Here is an 18541-nt window from a genome sequence, read left to right on the forward strand (position 1 = left end):
CGCAGCGATCAGCTCTCGCCGGCGATCAGGCTCTCCAGCAGATCGAGCAATTGCTCGAGCCTCTCATGTCCGAAGCGCTGTTCGATGTCGCGGTAGATGACGAGGCGTTCCGGCGACAAGGCATCGATAAGGGCGGAGCCCGCCGGGGCGATCGTCAGAACGACACGGCGGCCATCGCCTTCCGCCTTGTTGCGGGTGATGAATTTTCGGCCCTCGAGCGTCTTGATGATGCGTGTCAGGCTGGGCGGCAGCACCGAAGCGCGATCGGCAAGTTCCGTCGCCTCGACAGGGCCGGCCTCGCTCAGAACGCGCAGCACACGCCATTGCTGTTCGGTCACGTCATGCGCCGCCAGCATAGGGCGAAACCGCGCCATCACCACTTCGCGGGCATGGAGCAGCGCCATCGGCAGAGAACGACGGGTGTTTTCAGGCAGCAAGAAGCAGCGTCCCCAATGATGCGGGCGGTCGGCGGGACCGCACGCCAAAACCTGACCTTTCCATCCCGTATCGTCGCCTCAACTTGGATGCAAGGCTTGACTTCAGTGATGCTGCATGTAATTAACGCGTTAACTACAACAGTGGAACAATCCGGGGAACGAGACGCGGTGCCTCACTTTTCCATCGAGTATTCGGCCAACCTCGATGCCAAGGTCGACATGAGCGAATTGTGCGCGCTGGTGTTGCGCACCGTGCTCGGCACCGGGCTGTTTGAAACCGGCGCGGTGCGGGTGCGGGCCTTCCGTGCGGAAGCCTATGCCATCGCCGACAGCCTGCCGGAAAACGCTTTCCTCGACATGTCGTTTCGCATTGGAACCGGGCGCAGCGCCCAGGACAAGAAACGAACCGGGGAGGCGGTCTTCGCCGCGGTGAGCGAATACCTTGGGCCCCTGTTCGAGACCCCGCATTTCGCTCTTTCCCTGGAGATCAGGGAGATCGACCCGGTACTGAGCTGGAAGAAAAACGCAATCCATCCGCGACTGCGCGGCAAGTGACGGAAGCTGATATGTCCGACCTCGAAGGCAATCTGAAAAAGGCCGAGGCCTATCTGGCCCGTTTCAAGCGCGACGGCGTGCTGAACCAGATCGGCGGCGAAGCGGTGCCGGCGGTGGATGGCTCGACCTTCGAGAGCATGTCGCCGGTCGATCTCAAGCCGCTGGCCAAGGTCGCGCGTGGCAGTGCCGCCGATATCGACCGCGCCGCCAAGGCGGCAAAGGCGGCGTTCCCGGCCTGGGCCGCCATGCCGGGCGACGGGCGCAAGAAGCTGCTGCACAAGATAGCCGATGCGATCGAAGCGCGCGCCGAGGAGATCGCCTTCGTCGAGTGCATGGACACCGGCCAGGCGCTGAAATTCATGGCCAAGGCCGCGCTGCGCGGCGCCGAGAATTTCCGCTTCTTCGCCGACCGCGCGCCGGAAGCGCGCGACGGCGAGACGCTGCGCACGACAGGCCAGGTCAACATCACCACGCGCGTGCCGATCGGCCCGGTCGGCATCATCACGCCGTGGAACACGCCGTTCATGCTGTCGACATGGAAGATCGCGCCGGCGCTGGCGGCAGGCTGCACCGTCGTCCACAAGCCGGCCGAATTTTCGCCGCTGACCGCTCGCCTGCTGGTCGAGATCGCGGAGGAGGCCGGCCTGCCGAAAGGCGTGTGGAACCTGGTCAACGGCCTCGGCGAGCACGCCGGCAAGGCGCTGACCGAGCACCCTGACATCAAGGCGATCGGTTTTGTCGGTGAGAGCCGCACCGGCTCGATGATCATGAAACAAGGCGCCGATACGCTGAAGCGCGTGCATTTCGAACTGGGCGGGAAGAACCCGGTGATCGTCTTCGCCGACGCCGATCTCGAACGTGCGGCGGATGCGGCCGTGTTCATGATCTACTCGCTCAACGGCGAACGCTGCACCTCATCGTCGCGGCTTCTGGTCGAAGCCTCGGTCTACGACACATTCACGGATCTGGTTGCGGAGAAGGCAAAGCGCATCAAGGTTGGCCATCCGCTCGATCCCAAAACGGTTGTTGGTCCGCTGATCCATCCGGTGCACGAGGAAAAGGTGCTTTCCTATATCGAGATCGGCAAATCGGAAGGCGCGGTGGTAGCCGCCGGCGGCGACAAGTTCGCCGGTCCGGGCGGTGGCTGCTATGTCAGCCCGACGCTGTTTACCGGCGCCACCAACAGGATGCGCATTGCCCAGGAAGAGATTTTCGGGCCGGTGCTGACCGCCATTTCCTTCAAGGACGAGGCCGAAGCGCTGGCGCTGGCCAACGACACCCAATACGGCCTGACCGGCTATCTCTGGACGTCGGATGTCACCCGCGCCTTCCGCTTCACCGATGCGCTGGACGCCGGCATGATCTGGGTCAATTCGGAGAATGTGCGGCATTTGCCGACGCCGTTCGGCGGCGTCAAGAATTCCGGCATCGGCCGCGACGGCGGCGACCATTCCTTCGATTTCTACATGGAGACGAAGAACATCGCCTTCGCCACTTCAGCGCACACGATCCAGAAACTCGGCGGCTGACCGGAGGACATCGCATGCCACTGCCCAAACCAAACCTCTATCCCGCCTTCAACATCGTGCGCCTCAGCCATGTCGAACTGGCGGTCACCGACCTTGCGAAATCCCGCGCCTTCTATGTCGACACGCTTGGCCTGCAGGTTACCGACGAGACATCGGAAGCCATCTATCTAAGGGCGTTGGAAGAGCGCGGACACCACTGCATCGTGCTGAAGAAGGCCGGCAGCGCCGAAGCCCGCGATCTCGGCTTCAAGGTTTTTTCGGATGAGGATCTCGACAAGGCCGAGCATTTCTTCAAGGCAAAAGGCCTGCCGGTCGAGTGGGTCGAGCGACAGTACCAGTCGCGCACCTTCCGCACCCGCGACCCGCACGGCATTCCGCTCGAGTTCTTTGCCCAAATGGAAAGGCTGCCGCCGATTCATCAGAAATATGCGCTCTACAAGGGCGTGAAGCCGCTGCGCATCGACCACTTCAACTGCTTCTCGCCCAATGTCGACGAGTCCGTCGCCTTCTACAACGAGCTTGGCTTCCGCGTCACCGAATACACCGAGGATGCCAGTAGCGGAAAGCTGTGGGCGGCCTGGACGCACCGCAAGGGCGGCGTCCACGACATCGCCTTCACCAACGGTGTGGGTCCGCGCCTGCATCACGTCGCCTTCTGGGTGCCGACACCGCTCAACATCATCGACCTGCTCGATCTGATGGCGACGACGGGTTACCTCGCAAATATCGAGCGCGGCCCCGGCCGGCATGGCATTTCCAACGCCTTCTTCCTCTATGTCAGAGACCCGGACAATCACCGCATCGAGATCTACTGCTCGGACTACCAGACGGTCGATCCGGATCTCGAGCCGATCAAGTGGGACCTCAAGGACCCGCAGCGCCAGACGCTGTGGGGCGCGCCGGCGCCGAAAAGCTGGTTCGAGGAGGGCAGCACCTTTGCCGGCGCGGCCGCACGCCAACCGGATTTGACGGCGTCGCCGATCATCGCACCGTGACCACAGACGCGAACCTGACGGAGACCGGGATGACTGCACATGGGCGGCTCGCCACCTTCACCGTCGGCGGCAAGACGCGCTATGGCGTGGTCACAGATAAGGGCGTCGTCGACCTGTCGGCGCGGCACAGCCAGTGGCCGACGCTGCGCGAAGTGATCGAGGCCGGCGTGCTACGGCGGCTGGCGGAAGAGGCCGAAGCCTACGCCGTCGATTTTCCAGTCGGCGCCATCGCTTATGAAATCCCTGTGCCGTCGCCGGAAAAGATCATCTGCGTCGGCGTCAACTACCCGGACCGCAACGAAGAGTACAAGGACGGCCAGGCCGCGCCTTCGAACCCGTCGCTGTTCATCCGCTTCCCCCGCTCCTTCGTCGGCCACAACGCGCCGCTGGTGCGGCCGCCGGAATCGCCGCAGCTGGACTATGAGGGCGAGATCGTCATCGTCATCGGCAAGGGTGGACGACGCATCGCCGAGAGGGATGCGCTTGACCATATCGCGGCACTATCCCTGTGCAACGAAGGCACCATTCGCGATTGGGTACGGCACGCCAAGTTCAACGTCACGCAGGGCAAGAATTTCGACCGCACCGGCTCGCTCGGTCCGTGGCTGGTGCCGTTCACCGACGAGGCGCAGATTGCCGACATCGCGCTGACCACCCGCGTCAATGGCGAATTGCGCCAGCAGGACCGCACCAGCCGGATGATCTTCTCGTTCCGCAAGATCATCGCCTATGTCTCCACCTTCACCACGCTGGTGCCAGGCGATATCATCGTCACCGGTACGCCGACCGGCGCCGGCGCCCGCTTCGACCCGCCGATCTGGCTGAAGCCGGGCGACGTGATCGAAGTCGAAGCCGACGGCATCGGCGTGCTCCGCAACGGCGTCGTCGACGAGGCAGCATCGTGACCCCCGAGCAAGTTGAAGATGCCGCGGCAAGGCTGTTCGAAGCTGAGCGTTCGCGCCGCCAGATCCGTCTGCTCAGCCTCGATTTTCCCGATGCGACGATGGAGGATGCCTATCGCGTCCAGGCAGCGCTGGTGAAACGCAAGACCGATGCCGGGCTGACCCCGAAGGGCTGGAAGATCGGCCTGACATCGAAGGCGATGCAATATGCGCTCGCCATCGACACGCCGGATTCGGGCGTGCTGTTCGACGACATGTTCTTCAACGACGGCGCGACGATACCCGTCGGCCGCTTCATCCAGCCGCGCGTCGAGGCCGAGATAGCCTTCGTCATGAAGGCGCCGCTGAGGGGCCCAGGCGTGACCATCTTCGACGTGCTCAACGCCACCGATTATATCACGCCGGGGCTCGAAATCCTCGACACGCGCATCGAACGCGTCAATGCCGAGACAAAGAAGGCGCGCACTTTCTTCGATACGATTTCCGACAACGCCGCCAATGCCGGCATTGTCATCGGCGGCCGGCCGCAACGACCCGATGAAGCCGATATGCGCTGGATCGGCGCCATCGTCTCGCGCAATGCGGAGGTCGAGGAGACCGGGCTTGGCGCCGGCGTGCTCAACCATCCCGCGATGGGCATTGCCTGGCTGGCGGACAGGCTCGCCCGCTACGGCATGTCCATCGCGGCCGGCGAGGTGGTGCTGTCCGGATCGTTCGTGCGCCCGGTCGAGGCGCGGCCCGGCGATACGATCGTCGCCGACTTCGGCAGCTCGGGAACGGTCAGTATCCATTTCGCCAAGAGCTGACGGCTCTCATCGGCTCGTCAGTTGGGCTGTTCGCCGCGCAAGTAGTCAATCACCACATCGGCTGCGATGGTCGACATGCGCAAGCCGACATCCCTGGTGATGTCGCCTTCGACGCGGCTTTGCACCCAGCCAAGAAACGCGAAGGCACGCAAGGCGGCGAATAGAGGCAATGCGGCGATGTCCTGCGGGGTCAGCGCACGCTCTTGCTGGTAGCCGTCAAGCAAAGCGGTTTCGATCAGCGGGTAGATCGCCTCCTCGCGGTTCTGGTAGAGGGCGACGGCAAGGTCGTACATGTGCCAGCCATGGCCGCAATCGTCGAAGTCGATGATGCGTACGGCACGGTCATGGATGAGCACGTTCTCGCGCACCAGATCGGCGTGGATGATGCCGAAATTGCGCGCGCTGCGCTCATGTTGCGACAGCGCCTTCACTGCCTTGTCGCGCGCCTGCAAGACCAGCGCGCGGCGAGGACCATCGAGAAAGGGCGAGGTCTCGAACCGGCCCCAGACCGGGTTCGCACCGAAGAAGCCGTCGAAGTCCCAGGCATGGCGGGCGAAGCCCGCGGGCGGCGCCCACGAGGCAGTGACATTGTGCATATGGGCGATGGTCCGCCCGATCGCCGTGAAGATCTGGATCGACTGGTCGGCCGTGTAGGCCAGTGGCACGCCGCGTGCGCCCACGGCGCGGCCCTCCAGCCAGCTCAGGCAATCGGCCTGCCGGGGCTGCGCCGAGGTGGCCGTGCTGACAAGTACGAACGGATCGCCGGCCTGTGTTGCGACGCAAGACGGCGTGGCGACGCCGGCGGATTGCAGGAAGCCCATCCATTGCAGTTCCGAACGCAGCGCGGCGTCCGTGTGGTAGCCGAGCCGGTGGATGCGCATGGCTGCCGGCTGGCCATCCGGCAGCCGCACGCGGAAGACGGCGTTCTCGCGGTGCTTCAGAAGTTCCGGCTCAGAGTTGCGGACGCCCCAATGTTCGAGCGCACGCCTGGCGAGCTCCGTGACATCGGCTGCCGTTTCGGGCTCGGATTGGGTGGAAACAGAATTCACGCCGGCACTCCGCCGACTTCGCCCAGCACCTCGTCCAGCAGGCCGATCAGGAAGTCGGCATTGTCACGCGAGAACGGCATGGGCGGGCGGATCTTGAGCACATTGCCGTGGATGCCGGTCTTGCCCATCAGCACGCCGCGATGGCGCATGCGATTGGCGACCTGCTCGGCAATGTCGGGCGCCGGTTCGCGCGTGTCGCGGTCGTGGACCAGCTCGGCGCCGAAGAACAGTCCGGCGCCCCTGACCTCGCCGATGCACTCATGCCGATCGGCCAGCGGGCGCAGCAGGCCAAGCGCATAAGCGCCGACGTCTTGCGCGTTGGCGACAAGGTTTTCCTGTTCGATGACGTCGAGGACGGCATTGGCGACCGCGCAGGAGACCGGGTTGCCGCCGAAGGTGTTGAAGTAGCGGAAAGCGTCGCGGAAGGTCGCCAGTATCTCCTTGGTGGTGACCACGGCCGCGATCGGATGGCCATTGCCCATCGGCTTGCCCATGGTGACGATGTCGGGGACGAAGCCGGCGCGCTGATGGCCCCAGAAATGGCTGCCGGTGCGGCCGAAGCCGGGCTGCACTTCGTCGGCGATGACCAGACCACCGGCTTCGCGCACGGCCCCCAAGGCGTCGTCGAAAAATCCGGTGGGCAGAGCCGGGAAACCTTCATTGGCGAGCAGCGGACACAAGATGATGCCAGACAGGCCAATGCCGTCCTGTGCCAGCGAAGCGATCGCTTGACGCACGGCGTCGCCGAAGGCCTTGCCATTGGCCATCGCATCGGGATGGCGATAGCTGTCGGGGGCCGGCACCAGCCTGACATGGGGGGCGCGGCCGCGGATCGGAGGCATGCGCGTGCTGAGCTGCGAAACCGCCGCCGTGTTGCCATGATAGGTGGCGTCGGTGGCGATGATGCCCATATTGCCGGAGGCGGCCTGCGCCATGCGCAGCGCTATGTCGTTGGCCTCGCTGCCGGTACAGGTCAGGATTGCGGTGGTGAGGCTTGCATCGAAGGTCGCCGTCAGCCGCTCGACATAGTCGAGAATTGCGGTGTGCAGATAGCGTGTGTGGGTGTTGAGCAGGCTTGCCTGACGGCACAAGGCCTCGACCACATGCGGGTGGCAATGGCCGACATGGGCGACGTTGTTGTAAGCATCGAGATACTTGCGGCCGTCGGCATCGTAGAGCCAGACGCCTTCGCCGCGCACCAGGTGCACGGGCTCGTCGTAGAACAATTGCGATTTCGCGCCGAGCAGGCGGGCACGCCGCTTGACGAGCGCTTCCTCGCTCGGGTTCTTCTCAGATTGGGTCATTGCGTACCAAACTCCATTGCGTCAGCGGGCATCAGGCCCTCGACAGACCTGCATCGATGGCCTCGCCGATCTTTGCCACGTCGGCGGCGCCGATGATCAGCGGCGGCGACAGGATGATGTTGTTGCCGGACACGCGCAGCATGACGCCGGCGTCATAAGTGGCTTCCGAAACCACGGCCATGGTCTTCTTGTCCACCGGCTTTTTCGTCGTGCGATCGGAGACCAGCTCTAGCGCAGCCATCAGGCCCTTGTACCTGATGTCGCCGACGATCGCGTGCTTGGCTTTTAGCCCCTCCAGCATCGCCGCCAGCTCGATGCCGCGCGCGGCTGCGTTCTCGTCCAGGCGAAGCCGTTTGGTCTCGACAAGTGCAGCCAGCCCTGCCGCGCAGCCGACAGGATGGCCGGAATAGGTATAGCCATGACCGATCGCCCCGAAGCTGGTCTTGTCGGCCTCGAAGACGTCGGCGACCTTGGCGCCGATCAAGGTGGCGCCGAGCGGGAAATAGCCCGAGGTGATCGCCTTGGCGATGGTCATGAAATCCGGCTTCACGCCGGATAGCCGCGAACCCGACCAGGCGCCGGTGCGACCGAAGCCCGTGACCACCTCGTCGGCGATCAGCAGGATTTCGTGGCGGTCGCATATCTCGCGCACCAGCGGCATGAAGCTGTCATGCGGAACGATGACGCCGCCGGCGCCGAGAACCGGCTCCATGATGAAGGCGGCAATGGTGTCGCCGCCCTGGAAGGCGATCTCATCCTCCAGCGCTTTGGCGCACAGTTTGGCCAGCCGCGCCGGATCGGTCTCATCGAACGGATTGCGGAAGGTCCAGGGTGCGGGAATGTGGAAGACGCCGGGCATAAGCGGCTCATAGTTGCGGCGGAAATTGGCGTTGCCGTTGACTGACGCGCCACCGAAATGGGTGCCGTGATAGCCCTTCTTCAGCGCGAGGAATTTTGTCCGGTCGCCCTGGCCGCGGATCTTCCAGTATTGGCGGGCGAGCCGCAGTGCGGTTTCGACCGAATCCGAGCCGCCCGAGGTGAAGAAGGTCCGCACCATGCCTTCCGGTTCGAACCATTCGCTGAGTTCGTAAGCGAGCTCGATCGACGGGCCGGTCGACGTGCCGCGAAACCCGGAATAGTAGGGCAGGGCGCTGAGCTGGTCGGCGATGGCCTTCTTGATCGGGTCGCAGGAGTAGCCGAGATTGACGTTCCACAGTCCGCCAACCGCATCGAGCACGGTGTTGCCGTCGATGTCTGTGACCATCACGCCTTCGCCTTTCATGATCACCTTTGGCGGGTTGGCCCGCATCTCGGCCGGGTGTGCCATCGGATGCCAGATCGGCTTGGCGTTTTTCTCGGTGAGGAAATTGATGTCGCGCATCGCAAGGCTCCGCAAATGTCTCAGGAGATGAGGTCGAAATGGCCGAGGGCCTCGGCATAGGAAAGTGCCGGTCGCGCGACGTCGAAATGAACCGTGCGCATGCCGGCGGCACGGCCGCCATCGACATTGCGCTGCTGGTCGTCAACGAACACACAGGCGCCGGCAGGCAGGCCAAGCGCCTCGGTCACCAAGGCATAGGCGCGCGGATCGGGCTTGAGGATGCCGGTATAAGTGGCGTCGACGATGGTGTCGAACAGCTCGAGCAGCGGCAGCCGCTGACGGAAGCCGGCGCCATAGAACAGATCTAGCTCGTTGGACACGATCGCCAGGCGAAATCCCGCCGCATGCACGGTCCGGATTGCGCGGACGGCTTCGGGCCGCACGATCTTTTCCGGCTCGGCTCCGCGTGCGCGCTGGACGAATGTCTCCATCGCCTGCCAGTCCTCGCCGACGAGCCGGCCGACTTCGCTGGTGCGGGTGCGCCAATAATCGCGCTCGCTGATCTCGTCGGCCTGCATTGAGCGCCACAGCGGATCTGAATCCGGGTCGAACGGCCCGTACCATTGCAGCGTTCCCGGCGCGAGGCCGAGCGCCTGTTCGGTCAAGGCATGGGTCTCGAAAAGGGTCCGGGTGACGACGCCGCCGAAATCGAGGACGAGCGCCTGGGCAGGAACAGCGCTCACGCAGCCACTCCCTTGGCCGGCATGCCGCGCGGGATGATGCCTTCCTCGACCCAGCGGTCGAAGATTTCGAGCGCCTTGCCGACGAACTCGTCGCTGTTAATGTGGGCGTCGATCTCGTGGAACTCGACGCCGGCGGGAATGGCCTTGCGCATCTCATCGGTGAACGCCGCGAGGGCTTCGGGTTCGTACAGCGGCTCGCCCTGCGCATCCCATTCCTGGATGCCGCCGGAGGGCAGGATGAAAGCGGAGCGCCCCTTCGACGCACCGAGCTTGGCGGCGATGGTCCTGGCGACTTCACGGCGGTCGGCGGCATCGACGGTAATCGAGCCGATCAACCTGTTATGAGCATGGAATGGCCGCTGCGCGAACTTTGTCGGCAGCGCCTGCCAGGTCGGCAAATCGACCATGTCTACGGCGCCAGGGGCTGCGATCTGCGGAATGCCGCGGGCGCCGGCATTCTCGAGCCGGTCGGCGCCGGAGCTGACGACCGAGCCGGCAAGATGATTGGTGATCTCCTGCAGGCTGAAGTCGAACACCGCGCAGAAATGGTCCTGGCTGGCGATCGATTCGAAGGCCCGGCCGCCCATCCCGGTGGTGTGAAAGACCGCGACATCATAGCCGCGCTGCTCCAACGCCGGCTTCAGCGTCTTCATATAGCGCAGGCAACTGCTGCCCAGCGAAGTCATGCCGATGGTCGGTCCGACCGCCGGGGCCGAAGCACGGGATGCAAGCACGATCCTCGCCGCACCGACGACCGCGCCGCAGGCCTGGGAAAGGACCAGCTTGCAGATGGTGTTGAGGCCGTAGAGCCCGCCTGCCCACAGGATCATCATCAGGTCGGGCGCGACACGCTCGGGCGGAATGAGGTGCGAGTAGGCGATGGTCGAGACGACGAATTTCGGCACGCCGAGCGGCAGGCACAGCGCGACATCGAGCGCCAAATCGGTTCCCATCGAACCACCGATGGCGATGAAGGCGTCGATCTCGCCGCGCTGGTGAAGCTGGCGCACCAGCTGAACGGCGCCGACGGCCATCAATGTCATGGCGGTGTTTTCATCGCCGCTCGAGACGATTTCGGCCATCGTCACGCCAGCGGCCCGCGCAACGGCATGCTTGTCGTGATCGGGACTATAGGCGGGGTCGCCCAGCACGCTGACATCCATCATCACGGCGCGGCCACTGGATGCCTCGATACACGCTTTCATGAACAGCAGTTCGTCGGTCTTGGTATCGCCCGTGCCGATGACCAGGATGCGGGGCGTCGCCATATCTGCAGACATCAGGCCTGCCTCCTCAGGGTTTGCAGGTTTTCGCCATTGAGGCGCATCGAAATCTCCCGTGCTGCGGTCACAACCGCAAGCCCTCGTTCCACGATCGTAGCCGGTGTCGTCCTGGCCTTCGGGGCTGCCACCGCAATTGTCCCCAGCGCAAGACCATCGGCGGCGCGGATTGCAGCCGCGACGCCGATCACGCCGTCCTCATGGCCCTGGTCGCAGATTGAATAGCCGCGGTCGCGCGCCTCGCCGATCGACTTTGAAATGGCGGCCGGCTCGACGAGGGTATGATCGGTGAAGGCCTCAAGCGAACCTGTCAGGCATGCTTTCACGGTCGCGTTGTCGGCGAAGGCGAGATAGGCGATGCCGGAGGCGGTGGAATGCAGCGGCAGAAGCTGGCCGACATCGATGTTCACCCGGTTTGCCCAGCTTGAATGCTCGACATGGACGGTGATCAGCCTGTCGACGCCGAATTCCGACAGATGCACCGTCTCGGTTGTCGAACCCGCCAAATCCTGCGCCACGGGAATTGCCGTTGGCAGGAACGGGAAGCAGGCTTCGCGGATACGCGCTAGCCGCGACAGGCCGGCGCCGAGGCGATAGTGCCGCGTGCCGGCATCCTGCTCGACGAAGCCATGGCCGCCCAGCGCCATCAGCAGCCGCCGCGTCGTCGCCTTGTCCAAGGCGCACCGCCGCGCGAGATCGGAAAGTCCGAGCTCGGGCTCGTCCGCCGTGAACAGCTCCAGAAGTGAAATCGCCTTGCCGACCGTACCCATCCAGCCTCCCGCTCGGATAGAAACTTAATGTGTGAATTAACTTGACAGGCATCGGCATTCTTTGCAAGTCTATATTCAAAATAAGGGTTCAAATAATGAACCGATGGCATTCAGGGAACAGGCCGAGCGGCCGCGAACCCAGGGGTTCGTAAACTGGAGGGACAAATGTCAGCAGTTTCGGAACAGGCGCCCGCCAACAGGCTGCGCAAGAACAGTCTTGGCGTCGGCGCTATCACCTTCATGGTGATTTCGGCGGCGGCGCCGCTCACCGCGGTCGCCGGCGGCACGCCGCTCGGCATGCTTATGGGCAATGGGGCGGGCTTTGCCGGCACCTATCTTATCGTGACCGTGTTGCTGCTGCTGTTTGCGGTCGGCTACGTCGCCATGTCGCGCCATGTCGGCAATGCCGGCGCCTTCTATGCCTATGCCGCGCGCGGGCTGGGCGGTTTTGCCGGCGGCGCAACCGCAATCATCGCGATCCTGTCCTACAACGCCATGCAGATCGGGGTCATGGGCCTGCTGGGGGCCGCGACCGCCGGCCTGTTCGCCGGCTGGGGCATCGACCTGCCCTGGTGGGTGTGGAGCTTCATCGCCGTCGCCATCGTCGCGGTGTTGGGCTACCGCCAGGTCGACCTGTCGGCCAAGATCCTGACGGTGCTGGTGCTGTGCGAATACATCGTTGTGCTGGTGCTAGACCTCGCCATCCTCAAGACCGGTGGCGACAGTGGTCTCTCGGCGGCGCCGTTCAGCTGGAGCCAGATCGTCAGCGGCTCGCCCGCCATCGCCATCCTGTTCTGTTTCGCCGCCTTCATTGGTTTCGAGGCGACGACGATCTACGCCGAGGAAGCCCGCAATCCCAAGGTGACCATTCCGCGCGCCACCTATTTCTCAGTGTTGCTGATCGGCGTCTTCTACATGGTCACGGCCTGGCTGATGGCGGTCGGGGCCGGCGTCGACAAATTGTTGCCTGCACTGCAGACGCTTCAGGATCCGACGACCTTCCTGTTCGGCCTGTCCGACCGCTACGCCGGAACCATGCTGTCGCACGCCATGAGCATCCTGTTCGTATCGAGCCTGTTTGCCGGCGTGCTGGCGTTCCACAACGCAGTTGCCCGCTACATCTACGTCTCGGGCCGCGAGAAGCTGTTGCCTGAATCGATCGGCGTGACGCATTCAGTGCACCAGAGCCCGCATGCCGCTTCCGTCATCCAGAGCGTGTTGGCCGCGCTCGTCATCGGACTGTTCGCGATACTCGGCCTCGATCCAGTTCTGGCGCTGTTTTCCTGGCTAACCAATGTCGCGACGCTCGGAGTCATCGTGATGATGGCCGTGGCCTCGCTCGCCGTGGTGATGTACTTTCGCGCCAATCCGTCTGCCCAGGAAAACGCGCTGAAGACCACCATCCTGCCGGGGCTGACCTTCGTCGCCTTCGTCATCATCATCTACCTGATCGTCATTAATTTCGGTGGCCTGTCGGGCGCCAGCGGCTTCCTCGGCGTGTTGCTGCCGGGGCTGGTGCTGATTGCCGCGGTGGTCGGCCTGCTGCTTGCCGGTGCGTTGAAGAGCCGGGATCCGGTTGCCTTCGAAAATCTCGGCGTGCCGCTGAAGGACTAGGACAAAGGACAAGGGGGTAGCGCGTTCGGCGCCGCCCCTTTCCATGGCAAAGGGAGTACCGGCGTTGAGCTTTGCCGAGAGCATCACCGTTGAGGCGTTGGAAGCCGATCCGTATCCGATCTATGCGGAACTGCGGCGCAGCGCCCCTGTCGCTTTCGTGCCGGCGGTCAATCTCTGGTTCGTCACCCGCTGGAAGGACGTCGAGACCGTCGCAAAGTCACCCGACATCTTCTCCGCCGTCGTCGGTACGTCTCCGGTCGAACGCTCGTTCGGCAAGCCGACCATCCTGACCACCGACGGCGAAACGCATAGACAGCTACGCCAAGGCGTCGATCCGAAATACCGGCCGCGCACCGTCGCCGCCTATGCCGGCGATCTCGTACGGTCGATTGCCGAACCTTTTCTGGACCGGATCGCCGAACAAGGCTCCGCCGAGCTGATGGCGGACTATTTCGAGCCGGTGTCGACGCTCAGCCTGGCGCGCTCGCTGGGCCTTGCCGACATCGACATGGCGACGCTGCGCCGCTGGTTCTATGGCCTTGCGCAGGGTGCCATCAATTTCGAGAACGACCAAAAACGGCAAGAGATCGCCGATGCGATCAGCGCCGAGGTCGGCGTTGCCATCCGGCCGACTCTGGATAGACTTGCGCGCGCACCCGACGACTCGGCGCTGTCGCATATGCTGCATGACGGCATGCCGGAAGGCACGACGCGGCCGATCGATTTCTTGATGCCAAGCATCAAGGTCATCCTGCTTGGCGGCATGCAGGAGCCCGGACATGGTGCCGGTTCGATCCTCGCCGGCCTGCTTGCGCATCCCGAACAAGTGCGGCAGGTGCTCGCCGATCCCGAGACCTTTGTGCCCAGGGCTGTCGATGAAGGCTTGCGCTGGGTGGCGCCGATCGGAACCCAGACGCGGCAGACGACGCGGGCGGTCGAGCTTGGCGGCGTAACGATCCCTGCCGGCGCCGCGGTCGCTGCACTTGTCTCCTCGGCAAGCCGCGACGAGAGCCGCTTTGCCGATCCAGACCGCTTCGACATCAACCGCAGGGAAGGCAATCATGCCGCCTTCGGCTTTGGTCATCATTTCTGTTCGGGCCGGTTTTTCGCGCGCGAGCAGATGTGCCTTGCGTTAAGGCTGCTGCTCCTGCGCTTCCCCGATCTCAGCTTGGTGCCAGGCAAGGTGCCGGTGTTTCGCGGCTGGGAATTCCGCGCGCCAACCACGTTGTATGTTTCCCTGGGAGTCCGCCACCAATGATCAGCCAGAATGCCATCGACGCGCTGCGCAAGACGGAGATCGGCGAGCGGGGCTTGTTTATCGACGGCGTACAGGCCGCAGCGACGAGCGGCGCGACGCTGGCGGTGATTTCGCCGATCGACGGCCGCCCTTTTGCCAGCATCGCTGACGGCAATGCCGCTGACATCGATCGCGCGGTCCGATCGGCGCGAAAAGCATTCGAGAAGGGTTCATGGTCGCGCGCCGCCCCTGCCTTTCGCAAGAAGGTGCTGACGAAATTTGCCGAGCTGATCGAAAAACATGTCGATGAGCTGGCCGTGCTTGGCGTGCGCGACAACGGCACCGAGATCGGCATGGCCTACAAGGCCGAGCCGCTGTCGGCGGCCGGCACCATCCGCTACTACGCCGAGGCGATCGACAAGGTCTATGGCGAGATCGCGCCGACGGCCGACAATGTGCTCGGGCTGATCCACAGGGAGCCACTCGGTGTCGTCGGCGTCATCGTGCCGTGGAACTTCCCGCTGATGATCGGTGCCTGGAAGATTGCGCCCGCATTGGCCACCGGCAACAGCGTCGTCGTCAAGCCGCCGGAGATCGCCTCGCTGACCTTGCTGCGGCTGGCCGAACTCGCAAGCGAGGCTGGACTTCCCGAAGGCGTGTTCAACGTCGTTACCGGTCATGGTGCTGTCGCCGGCGAAGCGCTTGGCCTCCATATGGATGTCGACGCCATCGCCTTTACCGGATCGGGGCCGGTCGGCCGGCGGCTGCTCGAATACTCCGCCCGTTCCAATTTGAAGCGGGTCTTCCTCGAGCTTGGCGGCAAGTCGCCCAACATCGTCTTTGCCGACGCTCCGGACCTGAAGCAGGCGGCGGTCGTCTCGGCTAACGGCATCTTTCGCAATTCAGGCCAGGTCTGCGTGGCGGGCTCGCGTCTGCTCGTCCAGTCGTCGGTCTATGATCTTTTCATGGACGAACTTGTCTCGGCAACCACGCGGCTCAAGGTCGGCGACCCGCTCGATCTCGCCAGCGATATCGGTGCGGTATCGAGCGCCGAACAGCTGGACAAGAATCTCGGCTTCGTCGCCATGGCGCAAGCCGAAGGCGCCCGTCTCGTCGCCGGTGGCGAACGGATACTGACCGAGACCGGCGGCAGCTACATGGCGCCGACGATCTTCGAGAACGTGACGCAAGAGATGCAGTTGGCGCGCGAGGAGGTGTTCGGACCGGTGCTCGGCGTGATGCGCTTCGAGACCGAGGAGGAGGCGGTGCATCTGGCCAACTCCACTGTCTACGGACTTGCCTCGGCGGTGTGGACCGCCAATCTTTCCACGGCCCATCGCATGGTGCGCGCCATCAACGCCGGTGTCGTCCACGTCAACACCTATGGCGGAGCCGATATCACCGTGCCGCTTGGCGGCGTCAAACAGTCCGGTTTCGGCCGTGACAAGTCGCTGCATGCGCTGGAGAAATTTGTCGACCTCAAGACCGCCTGGATTGCGCTCTGAGCCTCGCGGAAAGGCCAGCATATCTGCTCTTTTCGTCAAGCTTGGCCTCAGAACGCCACGCTGGTGCTGGTTGGCGGCGATCAGGTCGTCGCTATCGGCAGCTCGACTAGCGTGGTGTCGCGGGTCCAGGCTTTGCGCGGAAAGCCGTGTTGCGACCGGCGGGTATCACAGCGTCCTACTCCGTTGTGCCGGCTTTTTTTCTGCGCCGATTGGTGTGCGACTGGGCGACGGCCATTCGTAATTCAGGTGTGACCTCCAAACGCGCATTCTCTGTCCCATGCGGGTCTTGCAGCCCCTGGACGTGGACGGTCGGGAATGGGAGCTCGATGCCCTGCTCCTTGAAGGCCTGGCGGAGGCGCAAAAAGAACCTGCCTTTCATGCTGAAGGCGCCTCCAGGTCTGGTCGTGACCTTGACCCTCAAGACGATGCCGTACTCGCCGAACTCCTGCACCCCCTGCATCTTGATCGGTTCGATCACCCAGTGTTTGAACTCCGGATCTTCCGCCAGTTCCAGGCCAATTCGCTTGATCAGTTTGCGAGCAAAGTCGATATCGGTGTCATAGCCAACGGTGATGTTGAATTTGTCGGTGACCCAGTCACGGCTCTGGTTCTGCACGGCGCCGAGTTCGCCGAAAGGTATCGTGAACAGCGGACCACGATGGTGGCGCAGCTTCACCGAGCGCAGCGAAAAGCTCTCCACCGTACCCCTGTAGCTGCCCGATGAAATGTATTCGCCGACACGGAAAGCATCGTCGAGCAGATAAAACACGCCAGAGATCACGTCCTTGACGATGGTTTGCGCGCCAAAACCCACGGCGACGCCGACGACGCCGGCGCCGGCGATCAGCGGGCCGATCTGGATGCCGATCGAAGCGAGCATCATCAGCACCGCCATCACGATGATCACTGCTAGCAGAATGTTCTGGATGATCGGCAACAGCGTGTGCAGCCGCGCCTGATGCGGATCGAGGGTGAGGATGTCTTCTTCGCTCACCACCGCTTGCGGTATCGCGACGCCCAGCTTTCGTTCGATCAAGGCTTTGATGATCGACCAGCCGAAATCGGCAGCAAGGGCAATGACCACGACGTTGATCAAGCCGCGCAATATGAGCATGGTGGTCGTATCGCTGCCGCGCATGGATTGCATGTCCAGGCCCAGTACGCGTGCGAGAAGGTAAGCCGCCGCGAGGATGAAAATCATCCGGATACCGCGATCGATGACAGCGATCGTCACCGCCGGGATCGTCGGCCGGCCGGCATCTTCCGAACCGGGCCGCAGGACGAAATTAACCCCGCGCTCTGTCAGCACAATTGCCAAAGGCAGGAAGAATGCGGTGAAGGTAAACCAGAAGAATGTGTAGAGGCCGGCAATGCGTTCGAGGAACAGAACGACGAAGTAAGCCGTCAACAACCATGTCACTGCCGTGTCACCGCTGTGGCGCGCGCCGTCTCGCTGCGTTCTTGGCCGACGCCAAATGGCCAGCAGGAAGAGCAACAGCAGGATGAAATCGGCGCCCACCGACAGGACCATCATTCCGTCCTGGTCTATGCCGAGACCCGGCAAGAGGACAAACGCGGCGGCGAAGAAGGCGAAAACGCCGACGATCCGGGGCAGCCAATAAGCCCAATGGTCAGCAGCTCCGTTGGTGATCGGCAGGGCACGAACCTCGATGGCGTGCTCGACCTCCATGAAAGAAGGGACGAGTGTGGCCATCACGTATAGGCGCACAGCCCACGTAAAGACCGCAGCCATCAGAAATGTCAGCACAATCTCGCGGATGAGCGCTGGCCAGTCGAACAGCATGAACGCACCGGCGCTGCCCAGCGCGAACGAGCCGATCATCATGCTGGAATAAAGCGTGCGGCCGCCGATCTTCTTGGCCCGCCCGATGGGCGTATCTCTGGGTTGCGCGATGATCCAAAGACGAAATGGACGGGTGAGCTTGTATATTGCCCAGGTGAGCGCCAGGCCGGCAGCGATAAAGATCGCAATCAGCACCAATATGCTGACGGGGCCCTTGCTGGACATATCGTCCATGGTATTGGCCCGGACGCGCGCGAACTGGTCCGGCAGCGAAGGCAAGGTTCGCACGATCTTTTCGATGTGATGCTTGATCCGATCGAGCGTCGAGGATGCCATAGTATTCATCTGGCCCGGTGCGGCCACGGCGTCGGCCGGCGGAGCGCTAGTCTCGGCAGGCGCTTCCGTCGATCCTGCGGCCGGATTTCGTTGCTCGGCCACCCAGGCCTTCACCGACGGATCGTCGAGAAGCTCGAACAGCTGTTTGACCTTGTCGGGCGTGACGGCGGCCGGTGCCTGGGCCTGTGCCGGACCAGCCAACAGGAGGGCGATGCCAAGGACGAGTGGCCCGGCTATCAGGACGAACATCGCCGTCAGGTTCCCGGGACGCCGTGCCGGGCGCGCCGGCTCCCTGGCCCCCAATCGTCGTTTCATGAGCAGCATCGTGCGGTAACCTTCCGGTCAGATCGGCGA

At 63.5% G+C, this 18541-nt stretch carries 16 protein-coding genes; 8 read left to right on the forward strand and 8 right to left on the reverse strand.

Annotation, left to right across the window (positions count from 1 at the left end; genetic code table 11):
• Positions 1-8: 8 nt before the first annotated feature.
• Positions 9-404, reverse strand: a complete 396-nt coding sequence (gene hpaR / locus NKJ75_RS25865) for a homoprotocatechuate degradation operon regulator HpaR (protein ID WP_023704722.1) — start codon at positions 402-404, stop codon at positions 9-11.
• A gap of 201 nt (positions 405-605) precedes the next feature.
• Between hpaR and NKJ75_RS25870 the strand changes: the two genes are divergently transcribed.
• Genes NKJ75_RS25870 through hpaH form a run of 5 tightly spaced genes read left to right on the forward strand, consistent with a single transcriptional unit; the run spans position 606 to position 5224 of the window.
• On the forward strand, positions 606-992 hold the full coding sequence (locus tag NKJ75_RS25870; RefSeq protein ID WP_023686935.1) for a 5-carboxymethyl-2-hydroxymuconate Delta-isomerase: 387 nt from the start codon (positions 606-608) through the stop codon (positions 990-992).
• Between the two features lie 11 nt (positions 993-1003).
• Positions 1004-2521: a 5-carboxymethyl-2-hydroxymuconate semialdehyde dehydrogenase gene (gene hpaE / locus NKJ75_RS25875; protein ID WP_023745659.1), complete on the forward strand. Its 1518-nt coding sequence runs from the start codon at positions 1004-1006 to the stop codon at positions 2519-2521.
• Positions 2522-2535: 14 nt separating this feature from the next.
• Positions 2536-3516, forward strand: a complete 981-nt coding sequence (gene hpaD / locus NKJ75_RS25880; RefSeq protein WP_023686936.1) for a 3,4-dihydroxyphenylacetate 2,3-dioxygenase — start codon at positions 2536-2538, stop codon at positions 3514-3516.
• 29 nt (positions 3517-3545) lie between these two features.
• Positions 3546-4421 (forward strand): fumarylacetoacetate hydrolase family protein, encoded by an 876-nt coding sequence (locus tag NKJ75_RS25885; RefSeq protein WP_023834914.1) that lies wholly within the window; start codon positions 3546-3548, stop codon positions 4419-4421.
• Positions 4415-5224 (forward strand): 2-oxo-hept-4-ene-1,7-dioate hydratase, encoded by an 810-nt coding sequence (gene hpaH, locus NKJ75_RS25890; RefSeq protein ID WP_031204606.1) that lies wholly within the window; start codon positions 4415-4417, stop codon positions 5222-5224. Before NKJ75_RS25885 ends, hpaH begins: the two co-directional genes overlap by 7 nt.
• Positions 5225-5241: 17 nt before the next feature.
• On the opposite strand, the gene NKJ75_RS25895 is transcribed toward hpaH, so the two are convergent.
• Genes NKJ75_RS25895 through NKJ75_RS25920 form a run of 6 tightly spaced genes read right to left on the reverse strand, consistent with a single transcriptional unit; the run spans position 5242 to position 11691 of the window.
• Positions 5242-6273 carry a phosphotransferase enzyme family protein gene (locus tag NKJ75_RS25895; RefSeq protein WP_023745656.1) on the reverse strand — a complete coding sequence of 344 codons (1032 nt, stop codon included), beginning with the start codon at positions 6271-6273 and terminating at the stop codon, positions 5242-5244.
• Complete coding sequence (locus NKJ75_RS25900) at positions 6270-7577, reverse strand: aminotransferase class III-fold pyridoxal phosphate-dependent enzyme (RefSeq protein WP_352500345.1); 1308 nt, start codon at positions 7575-7577, stop codon at positions 6270-6272. The genes NKJ75_RS25895 and NKJ75_RS25900 overlap by 4 nt, the downstream gene beginning before the upstream one ends.
• A 31-nt stretch (positions 7578-7608) precedes the next feature.
• Entirely contained in the window at positions 7609-8958 is a 1350-nt protein-coding gene (locus NKJ75_RS25905) for an aspartate aminotransferase family protein (RefSeq protein WP_023745655.1), read from the reverse strand.
• 20 nt (positions 8959-8978) lie between these two features.
• Positions 8979-9641 (reverse strand): HAD family hydrolase, encoded by a 663-nt coding sequence (locus NKJ75_RS25910; protein WP_023745654.1) that lies wholly within the window; start codon positions 9639-9641, stop codon positions 8979-8981.
• Positions 9638-10921 carry a Tm-1-like ATP-binding domain-containing protein gene (locus NKJ75_RS25915; RefSeq protein ID WP_023738353.1) on the reverse strand — a complete coding sequence of 428 codons (1284 nt, stop codon included), beginning with the start codon at positions 10919-10921 and terminating at the stop codon, positions 9638-9640. Before NKJ75_RS25915 ends, NKJ75_RS25910 begins: the two co-directional genes overlap by 4 nt.
• Complete coding sequence (locus NKJ75_RS25920; RefSeq protein WP_352500346.1) at positions 10921-11691, reverse strand: IclR family transcriptional regulator; 771 nt, start codon at positions 11689-11691, stop codon at positions 10921-10923. Before NKJ75_RS25920 ends, NKJ75_RS25915 begins: the two co-directional genes overlap by 1 nt.
• Before the next feature lie 165 nt (positions 11692-11856).
• On the opposite strand from NKJ75_RS25920, the gene NKJ75_RS25925 reads away from it, so the two are divergent.
• The 3 genes from NKJ75_RS25925 to NKJ75_RS25935 are packed head-to-tail and all read left to right on the forward strand — an operon-like array spanning position 11857 to position 16047.
• Complete coding sequence (locus tag NKJ75_RS25925; RefSeq protein ID WP_023745652.1) at positions 11857-13305, forward strand: APC family permease; 1449 nt, start codon at positions 11857-11859, stop codon at positions 13303-13305.
• Between the two features lie 43 nt (positions 13306-13348).
• Entirely contained in the window at positions 13349-14563 is a 1215-nt protein-coding gene (locus NKJ75_RS25930) for a cytochrome P450 (protein ID WP_031204603.1), read from the forward strand.
• A complete protein-coding gene (locus NKJ75_RS25935; protein ID WP_023692260.1) occupies positions 14560-16047 on the forward strand; it encodes an aldehyde dehydrogenase in 1488 nt (495 codons plus the stop codon). The genes NKJ75_RS25930 and NKJ75_RS25935 overlap by 4 nt, the downstream gene beginning before the upstream one ends.
• A gap of 175 nt (positions 16048-16222) precedes the next feature.
• Here the strand turns inward: NKJ75_RS25935 and NKJ75_RS25940 are convergent, their stop codons facing one another.
• Positions 16223-18511, reverse strand: coding sequence for a mechanosensitive ion channel family protein (locus NKJ75_RS25940; protein WP_245265816.1), 2289 nt, complete (start codon positions 18509-18511; stop codon positions 16223-16225).
• Positions 18512-18541: the final 30 nt, after the last annotated feature.

Source organism: Mesorhizobium sp. M0058, assembly GCF_040323095.1.
GTDB lineage: Bacteria > Pseudomonadota > Alphaproteobacteria > Rhizobiales > Rhizobiaceae > Mesorhizobium.